The following is an 8840-nucleotide window of genomic DNA, read 5'->3' as shown; positions in this document are numbered from 1 at the left end:
TCGCGATCCACAGGGGCGGTTGCTCAGCTTCGCGGGTGCCCATCGCCATATGCGACAGTGTAGTACAGGCGATCGATCGTGTCGATCCCCCCAGAACTTATCCAATGCCTATCGATCGACTTTCACCACGGGCTGCTAGGCTGTCTCCGTTAGCGGCGCGTGAGCTTGAGACCGAACACGACGATGCCGACGATCAACGCCAGCAGCAGGCCGATCAATCCGAGCGTGGCCCACAGGTTAGTGCCGGCCTTGACACTGACCCGGTAGATCTTGTCTTCGGACGGCACGCGCCGGTTGTAGGCATAACTCTCCGTCTTGATACGGATCTCGTAGTCTCCCACCGCGACGTCGGGCGGGGGGATCACGGAGAGCTTCACTTGTGTCTCGCGATTGAGGTCGAGTGCCGGCACGTTGTCGGGTACCACGTCGGCCCGCCAGTTCAGCGGGTATTCGGCCGACAGCTTCACGTTGTCGAGCCGCCGCGTGCCAGTGTTGCGCAACGAGATGGTCGCCGTCACCGTCTCGCCCGGCTGAATCTCCGAAAACAGGCTTGGTGCCGACACTTCAATCTTTCCCGCACCCCGCGGAGTCGCGACCAGTCGCACGCGCCCCGCCCGGCTGCCTTCAATCTCGTCAGCCGAGTACGCGCGTTCCGCCCGGAACTGCAGCGCCTGCGCGTCGTCCATCACGAGCGCCCAAAACTCGAGCGGCTGGTCGATGCGGACCTGGTCGTCAGCGCGTTCGGGGAGGAACAGGCGAAGGCCCAACGTCTGCTGGGCCACGCCTGACGGGAAGTTGATCTGAGAGAGCCGCGCCTGGTTGGCGTCCACGAAGCTGTAGCTGATCTGATGCGGCAGATTGACGACCTTCAACTGGAAGCTGCGCACGTCCACTGTGGAGCGCTCGAGGCGCAGGTCGTAGGTCACCTGAGATCCGAGGTCGGCTTCCTGCGAGAGCTGCGTGGATGTCAGCTTGACGACATCCGCCATCTCGGCCTGCTGGAGCTGGATATCCGTCTCCTGAACCTGGCCCTTGTAGGTGGTCGCCACGATCACGCTGTTGACATCGCGCAGCAACTGGAAGTCGAGCGCCCGCGACTCGCCGTACTTCAAGGTTGGGATATGCGTCTCGTAGGGAAGCCCGATCGTAGTGCCGCGCGGGGTCGTCGGTGTGCTCACGCCAGTCTCGCCTGCCGCCTTCAACGACACGAAGATGTCCTGCACGTCGCGGGTGCGGAGCGACGCGGGGATCGGATCGGCACCTTCGAAGTTATTGAGCAGCGTGAACTGAGAGTCGTCGAAGCGCGGCGACAGGTTTTCGATCGTGAGCCGCACGAACGTGCGCCCGTCGCGCGATTGACTCCTGACGGCCGACCGCACAGAGAGTCGAGGCTGCTGGCCCAACAACGACAGCACCGACTCTTGATAGTTGAGCTGAGCGGTGTCCACGGCCACCCGGGCTCGGTCGAGATCGGTTTGAGCCAGCAACTTCTCGGCGAACAACTCCTGCGCCCGCCTCAGTTCTGCCCGCGCCGCGGTCAATTCGATCTGGCGGCGCCGCACCTCGAGGAACCGGCGCTGTTCATCGGAGACTGGAGGCGATCCGGATTGGGGACGTGCCGGCGAGGGCGACAAGCACAGAAACGCCAACGCGAGGATGGGAAGGGCCTTGCGCGCAAGACGGATGCACATCGCACCGAGGACTATCAAGTTTCATGCCGGACATGCCCACAGGCCTTCTGGCTTGCCTGGAGCGCCAATCCAGCTGGCCGCCCGTCACTGGGTACCTCGACAGTGGGTCACGGCTGATGCGTGTGTGGGTCATGCCTTACCCGGAGAAGGGGTCGGGACGAATCATCGACGAGGTCTCATTCTGATTAGAGAACTGTAAGTGACTGGTGCGGATGACGAATCCGTCATCGTCTGGAGACTGTGTTGATAATTCGTCCCGACCCCTTTTCATGTACAGTCTGATCGGGGGAGTCAGGCATGAGGACGTACCGAGCCGGAGACACGGTTGAGGAGTTGTGCCGGGCGTGCAAGATCGATCGGCTTCATACCGTGATCGTGGCCGACGCGGCCGGCCGGCCCGTGCGCGTGCAGTGTGACTACTGCGGGAGCCAGCACAACTCGCGCGGGATGGCCGGCGACGTGGCGCGCAGCCCGGCAGCCCCGCGGGTGGCTCCGGCAGGTTCGAGTGCCGACGAGGGGATTCCGCTGCCGCCCGTATCTGAGCGGGAACGAGTCGGGGAGGCGATCATGGCCGAGCAGACGAGTGTGACCGATCTCGAGACGATGCTTCGCCGGGTCATCCGCGAGGAGTCCGGTTTGACCCCGGCGGTGCCGGCCGAGAAATGGCGCGGTGGAACGATGGTGCTCAAGCCTGGTAACGCATCGCTGCAGGACAAGTCATGGCCGATTGAGACGTTTTTCCACAAGATCGTGATGATTCGAAACCGTCTGCGCACCTTCGAGCAGCACGTCAACGCGATGGACTTGCCCGAGGACGTGAAGATTCGGCTGCAGGGCTACATCACCGGGTGCTACGGCACGCTCACCAGTTTCAACGTGCTCTTTGCAGACGAGCGCGACCAGTTCAAGGGAGCCGGTGGCGACTGACCAGCCGATCGGGCGCAAACCGTACATGTCGAAATCCTCCCCTCGTCGCGTAAAGCCCAGATGCCGCCATCATGAGGATTGCGGCGGATGTCTCTGGCAGCACATTCCGTACGACGAACAGTTGCGGGTGAAGTCCGACACGCTGCGGACGTTGCTTCGCGCGTCGCTCGGCGCGCGCTGTCCGCCGGTCCAGCCGGTTGTTCCCGGCGCGTCGACGCCCTGGGGTTATCGCAACAACGTGCACTTCGTATTCGCAACCGGGGCACGCGGACGCGGCCTCGTGATGGGACACTACCGGCGGGGATCGCAGTCCGTCGTGCCGGTGGAGGAGTGTCCCGTCCACGCCGAGGCGGGCAACCAACTCGCGTTCGCTGTTCGGGATGCGCTGCGGAAGGCTGGTGTCGAAGCGACGACGCCAGATCTCAGAGATGGGGTGGCTCGCCACCTGGTGATTCGGGTGGCTGGGCCGGCACCTGAACTGCTGGCGACGCTCGTCGTCACCGAGAACGCGCGCGCGTTGCGACCGGCCGTCCGGGACATCCTGGCCGGGCCGCTCGCGCCGACTGGCCTGCATCTCAATCTCCATGATCGCCCCGGTTCTTTTCTCTTCGGGACGACGACGAGGCGACTGGCCGGAGCCGAACGTGTGCGAGAGGAGATCGCCGGGCTCGGGTACCTGGTTTCTCCCACGGCGTGTTTCCAGACCAACGTGAGTGCGGCCGCGGCCATGGTGCACCTGGTGCTCGATCACACACGCGGGGCCGATCGGATCCTGGATCTCTATGCTGGCGCGGGACTCTTCTCGCTGGCACTCGCGAAGCGCGGCGCCAGCGTGACTGCCGTCGAGGAGAACGCGGAGGCCGTGGCGGATGGCGAGGCCAGCCGCCGGCTCAACAGAATCTCCGAAGCGTCGTGCCGGTTCGTGCGTGCCCGCGTGGAAGACATCGCGGCGGGCGCCAGCCGCCGCCTGGTGCTGGCGTCGCCTGATGCGGTTGTGCTCGATCCGCCCCGGCAGGGGTGCGCGGCGCCGATGCTCGACTGGATCGTCCGGTCGCTGCGCCCGCCCCGAATCGTCTACATCTCCTGTAACCCCGAAGCCCTGGCCGTGGACTTGAAGGCGCTCGTGAGTGGGAACTACGGCATCTCGCTCGTCCAGCCCGTCGACATGCTCCCGCATACGCCGCACATCGAGTCGGTCGTCGTGCTTCGGAAGAAACCGTAGCAACCGCCTTCCGCCTTCGCGTGCCGCGTCGGCGGACCGCCGTCACCTCGGTGAAGGCGGTCACATCCTGCAGGATGGAGACTTCTCCCGATCGGGATCAAGGTGCGGGCGTGCGCGTTGTTGGTTAGAATCGCGGCAAGTTGGCGTAGACTCAGCCGCATGCCACGACCTGCCGGCGATTCGGAACCGCGCGAAGAAGGCGCTCAACCCCGTGCGGCCTGGTCGGCCGGCAGCTCGAGACTGTGGAAACTCAAGCGCCCGGACGTCGACCAAGGAAGTTGCGCCGGTAGGTCTGGTGTCCCCCCGGAGACCAACCGATAAGGAAGTGGGCGGTCCCGACCAGGAGCCACCGTCACCGACACGTTACCGATAGGGGAATGGGCCGTGGAAGCTCGAAAAAACCGCGTGGTGGTCGTCGACGACGACGATAACATACGCCCGCTGTGGAAGGCCCTCGTGGAGTCGGTCAACTGCGAGGTCGTCGGAGAGGGCCGGGATGGATACGAAGCCGTGGGGCTATTCCGGAAGGAGCGCCCAGACCTCATGCTCCTCGATTTGAAAATGCCGAACAAGTCGGGCGAGGAAGCGTTGCGGGAAGTGCGGCGGGAGTTCCAGGACGCTCGCATCGTCGTCCTGACGGCCAAGGCCGACAGCGACACCGTGATGCGCTGCATCTCGGCCGGCGCGGCTGGCTACATCCTCAAGGACACGCCCTTCGCCCAACTGAAGACCGTCATCATCGACATGCTGGCGAGAGACCCGACGGTTCCGTAACGAGCGCCCGTTTCAACGCAGCCCTCCGCCGATCTGGACCGACAGTCGGCCAACTCCGACGGGCACGATGTTAGGTATCCCTGGCAAGTCCGTCTGCGCTCAACCTGTTCACCCAAGTCGCGCCGTCCCCTCGAAGGCGATGCGCCTGCTGGTCGGGGTAACGATAGAACGCCGGGAGGATTCAGTGATGAGAAGGTCGCTCGTGATTACGGTGCTGTTGGCCAGCGCAACGATCGGGACCAATGGGCAAGAGGCCACAACGCAGTTGAATGCTCCTGACGTCTTGCCGAAGACGAGGCTGGAGGCCGTCCTGGCAACGAAGGGCAGACTGGTTGTCGCGGATTTCTACCAACTCGGCTGGTTCGTTGTTGGCGAGGGGGTGGGAAGGATGACCTTCGACGCCACTGTCGCGACTGAGCCTGGCCGCGAGGAACGGCGGACTCGAGGGCTCCGAATCGAAGTCGTGGAGGCGGGCCGACTCTCAAGACCCGACACCAGTTTTCTGGATCTGGAAGAAGTCGAGGGCCTTTCCAAGGCTCTCGCCCACATGATCGAACTTGCGGCGAGGTGGAAAGACACTGAGAAACAGGAGTACACGGAGGTCCAATTCGCTACCAAGGGCGACTTCCTCATCGGCTTCCACCAACAAAAGCGAGACCAGCGGGGTTTCATGTCATCCGGTTTCGTTGGGGCCACTCGGGTATCCATCGACGTTTTGGACTTCGCGAAGGTCAAAGGCCTGCTCGATCAAGGTGTGACGCTCTTGCAGGGCAAGTAGCGCTGTAAGGGCCGCAGGGACCTCTTCCGTGAACACGACGATGCCGACGTCTTTACCACGCGATCGTCCCGGCAACGCCGACGCTGTGCGGCGCGACGATGGGTGAGAGATGCACGCTGGGAACCCCCACCGGCCGCTCGTACACCGTCTCGCGGCCTTTGATGGCATAGTCGATCAGCGCGCCGATTCCCGCGTACATGGCGATTACCCCGGCCATCACGCCGATCTTCTTCCCGACGGTGTCGGGCACAAAACCGATCTTCTTCCCGGCGCTGTCGACTGGCTGCTCAAGGCCTAGCGCTACTGCCCCGAAGACTGCTCCCACGCAGGCGCCGATGATGGTGCCATTCTTCAGCGAATCCAGCTTGGCGATGCGGCGGATGTTCACCCGGTCTCCCGTTCGTCTGACCTCGGCCCTCCTACGTGGTCTCCCGACCGTCTACCTTCTCACACCCATCGCACGGAGGGCATCGCCAATCGACAGGACCGAGCTACCCCACCGGGGCGAGTCGAGGCCGACCCCGGGATCCATCGCAGATTTCTGCATCGTCGTAATGTCGCAATTCATCTCCGCACTGCCGCTTAGGTCGGTCGAAGTGTTGCGGATTGAGAACGATCCCGTCATTAATCCCGGCGAAGCCGCGGTTGTGCTCCACTTCGTGATCGTCATGCTCGCGTTGCCGTTCACCGCCGTGCCCGACAGAGTGATCACGCCGTTGTCGGCTATCGGCCCCGACGTAGCGCCGGTGTATTCATAGATGGTGATGGTGCCGCTGACCGTGTCGCGGGTCTGACTGAGCGAGAGCGTGAGGGGTAGCACTTGCCCACGTACTGTGTTGCACCACCCAAACGTCGTGTAATCTCCCGTATCGCTGCACGATGAAACGCGGTAAGAACCTGACCACGTGCCCTGATAGTCAGGAACCACTCGGATGAGCCGAGTCCCTACCACACCGTCATGGCTGGCGATGAGCGTAGCCTTGCCGGCTGCCACGCCGGTCGCCGACCCTGTTACCGCGTCCACGGTCATCACGCTGACCGCGTCCGTCGACCACTGAGTGACGGCCGCGTTGGAGCCGTCGGAATGAGTTGCCGTCGCGGTAAAGGTGACCGATTCCCTCACCTTCAGCATGTCCGTCGATCCACTAATTGTGACGGATGTGACCACAACCGAAGGCGTTGTTGGGGGCGTCCCACCACCACCACCGCCGCCGCCTCCACACGCCGTCATCGCCAACACGAGCACAGCAGCCGAGAGCATTGCAAACGACTGCCTCATGACATGGCTACCTTTCTGGGGAAAAATGAGTACTCGCATCATACTCGATAGATGACACCCGCGGCCGACGCGCAGGACGATTCCGTGTTTCACAAGCGACACAGATCGACGTGCAGGACCTGGATCGGCTGGGCGGCGAGTGGAAGGAACCCACAACGCCGACACGGACGAAGGTTCTGTAAAGCTCCCTCCAGTCTCCCGCCACACGCGAACTAGCGAAGCATGGGAGGCCCCAGCCAAGGCCGAGGGGCTACTGGACGGTCTTGTCATCTTGTGGCGTCCCCACCGGGACACGTCCCTTTTTGCACCCCAACCACGCCGGCCAATAACCCGCCGATCGACGCCTTTCCCCGAAACTCTACGGGCGCATGGAGCCCGGCTTCGAGCGGGGTAAATGCTAAGCGCCCGACCAGGAGCTGCTGGAGCACCGGGCGGGCCGCTTCCGCATCGTCCGCCAACAGGCCCCGCCAGTCGGCCAGCTCGCTCAGTAGCTCGCGCTCGAGGCGCTTGGCGTCCAGGCTGGTGGTCTTCGACCAGGCTTCCGCTAAGTGCAGCCGTGTAGCCACGGCCGCCCGCCGTCGCTCGCGCTCCTGGATGGCTGACAGCAACGTCGGCAATTCCCCGCCAGCTGCGATCGCCCCGCTCAGCCGTCCAAGCTCACCGTCGAGCCCGGCCAGGTCTGACCGGAGGTTGTCAAGGTTCCCGTTCTCGCTTGACGGTCGCAGATAGGCGAGTGCCCGCTCGACGGCCGCCCGGGCGATGGCCGGCTGCAGCAGCTCGTTGCGGAGCGTGCCGAGCACCGTCCGGTTGGCGAGTTCCATCGGCATCTCGAAGCAGTTCTCGCAGACCGTCCGACCGCGCAGGTGATAGCTCGAACAGCCGTAGGAGAAGGCCCGATGCGGTCCGTCAGGGCGACTGCGGACGTAGAGTGAACCGCCGCACGCGGAGCACGTGCCGAACCCGCTCAGCAGGTATTTCGGCTTGCGGCCTACCGGCCGGCCCCAGGCGCTTCCGCCGGTGTTCGAGAGATACGCGTCTCGGGACTCGGTCAGACGGCCCTGTGCGGCACGCCACAGGGCGGCGTCGATGATCCGCAGGTGTTCCGCCGGCAGTCGCATCCACTCGGCCTCTGGTCGCGGCGCCTGGTGCCGACGGCCCCACTGGTCCCGCTTCTTCGTCGCGTTCCAGACAATCTCGCCGCGGTAGAGCGGACGGGCCAGGGCTTCGAACACCGACGACGGCGACCAGGAGGTGGGCCGGCCCTGTTGGGCGCGCGGGCACGGCGCCCCTTCGTCGTTGAGAGTCTTCGCGATCCGCTTCTTCCCGTAGCCGGCCGCGGCGAGCTCGAAGATCCGGCGGATGATGCCCGCCTCCGCCTCGTTGACGCGGCGCTCGACGTGCGATTTGCACGATTGCCCGTCCGCCCCTGGCAGCATCACCGGGACGTTGTCGTAACCGAACACCCGACCGCCCGTGACGTGGCCCGCCTGAGCCTTCCGTGCCATCGCGTCGTAGGTCCGCTGTCGCGCCTTCTCGCGCTCGAGCTCGTCTGCGAACGCGGTGAGGCTCAACATAATCTTGTCGGTGGGCGTGTCGAGCGTGCGTTCCCGGTCTTCGAGGTAGAAGAACACGCGCACGCCGGCGCTGATGATCTGCTTCAGGGCGTACGCGGTTTCGATCGCTTCGCGCCCGAGGCGCGACTCCTCCGACATGATGAGGATCTGGAAGGGCGACCGCGGCTTGAGCGCGTTCATCAACCGAAGGAACCCAGGACGGCCCGCGAATTCGGCGCCGCTGATCCCATCGTCGACGAACACACAGGCGTCGGCGACGGTCCAACCTTTTCGGTGCGCGTAGGCGCGGGCTCGTTCGACCTGGCGCGTGACCGACTTCTGCTCGTCGGCGACGCCGGCCTGCTCAGTGCTCTTCCGGGCGTAGATGGCCCCGATCATGGCTCTCCGTTGGCGGCGCCTGCAGCGCTCGGTCTCGCTGCGCGCGTGGAGGGTTGCCGATGTCGTGCGTTCGCCGGTACCGCGACACAAGCGCGCGGGCGAGCGCTTCCGTCAGGACCTCGGCGAGATCCGGCGGTTGCGCGCACGATGATACGGCGGTTTGGCTCGACACGGGTAATCTTCAGACTCGGTGTTTCTGATGCGCTCTTTGCGCCCA

At 64.4% G+C, this 8840-nt stretch carries 8 protein-coding genes; 4 read left to right on the top strand and 4 right to left on the bottom strand.

The features are described 5' to 3' along the window. Positions 1-149: 149 nt before the first annotated feature. The gene (locus tag NT151_09995) at positions 150-1691 is read right to left on the bottom strand and encodes an NEW3 domain-containing protein (GenBank protein ID MCX6539245.1); all 1542 of its coding nucleotides are present in this window, start codon (positions 1689-1691) and stop codon (positions 150-152) included. A 297-nt stretch (positions 1692-1988) separates the two neighbouring features. On the opposite strand from NT151_09995, the gene NT151_09990 reads away from it, so the two are divergent. The 4 genes from NT151_09990 (at position 1989) to NT151_09975 (ending at position 5392) form a co-directional block, all read left to right on the top strand. Beyond that, positions 1989-2618, top strand: a complete 630-nt coding sequence (locus tag NT151_09990) for a hypothetical protein (protein MCX6539244.1) — start codon at positions 1989-1991, stop codon at positions 2616-2618. A gap of 25 nt (positions 2619-2643) precedes the next feature. Then, positions 2644-3840: a 23S rRNA (uracil(1939)-C(5))-methyltransferase RlmD gene (gene rlmD / locus NT151_09985; protein ID MCX6539243.1), complete on the top strand. Its 1197-nt coding sequence runs from the start codon at positions 2644-2646 to the stop codon at positions 3838-3840. A 408-nt stretch (positions 3841-4248) separates the two neighbouring features. After that, positions 4249-4614, top strand: coding sequence for a response regulator transcription factor (locus NT151_09980; protein MCX6539242.1), 366 nt, complete (start codon positions 4249-4251; stop codon positions 4612-4614). A 139-nt stretch (positions 4615-4753) separates the two neighbouring features. Further along, positions 4754-5392 carry a hypothetical protein gene (locus NT151_09975; protein MCX6539241.1) on the top strand — a complete coding sequence of 213 codons (639 nt, stop codon included), beginning with the start codon at positions 4754-4756 and terminating at the stop codon, positions 5390-5392. 52 nt (positions 5393-5444) lie between these two features. Here NT151_09975 and NT151_09970 read toward each other — a convergent pair whose 3' ends face one another. The 3 genes from NT151_09970 to NT151_09960 form a co-directional block, all read right to left on the bottom strand. Next, positions 5445-5780 carry a hypothetical protein gene (locus NT151_09970; GenBank protein MCX6539240.1) on the bottom strand — a complete coding sequence of 112 codons (336 nt, stop codon included), beginning with the start codon at positions 5778-5780 and terminating at the stop codon, positions 5445-5447. Positions 5781-5831: 51 nt separating this feature from the next. Continuing rightward, entirely contained in the window at positions 5832-6623 is a 792-nt protein-coding gene (locus NT151_09965) for an Ig-like domain-containing protein (GenBank protein MCX6539239.1), read from the bottom strand. A 314-nt stretch (positions 6624-6937) separates the two neighbouring features. Further along, positions 6938-8623, bottom strand: coding sequence for a recombinase family protein (locus tag NT151_09960; GenBank protein ID MCX6539238.1), 1686 nt, complete (start codon positions 8621-8623; stop codon positions 6938-6940). Between the last annotated feature and the right edge of the window lie 217 nt (positions 8624-8840).

The sequence above is a fragment of the Acidobacteriota bacterium genome (genome assembly GCA_026393675.1).
GTDB lineage: Bacteria > Acidobacteriota > Vicinamibacteria > Vicinamibacterales > JAKQTR01 > JBAXOX01.
This window is presented reverse-complemented; position numbering and strand designations above follow the sequence as displayed.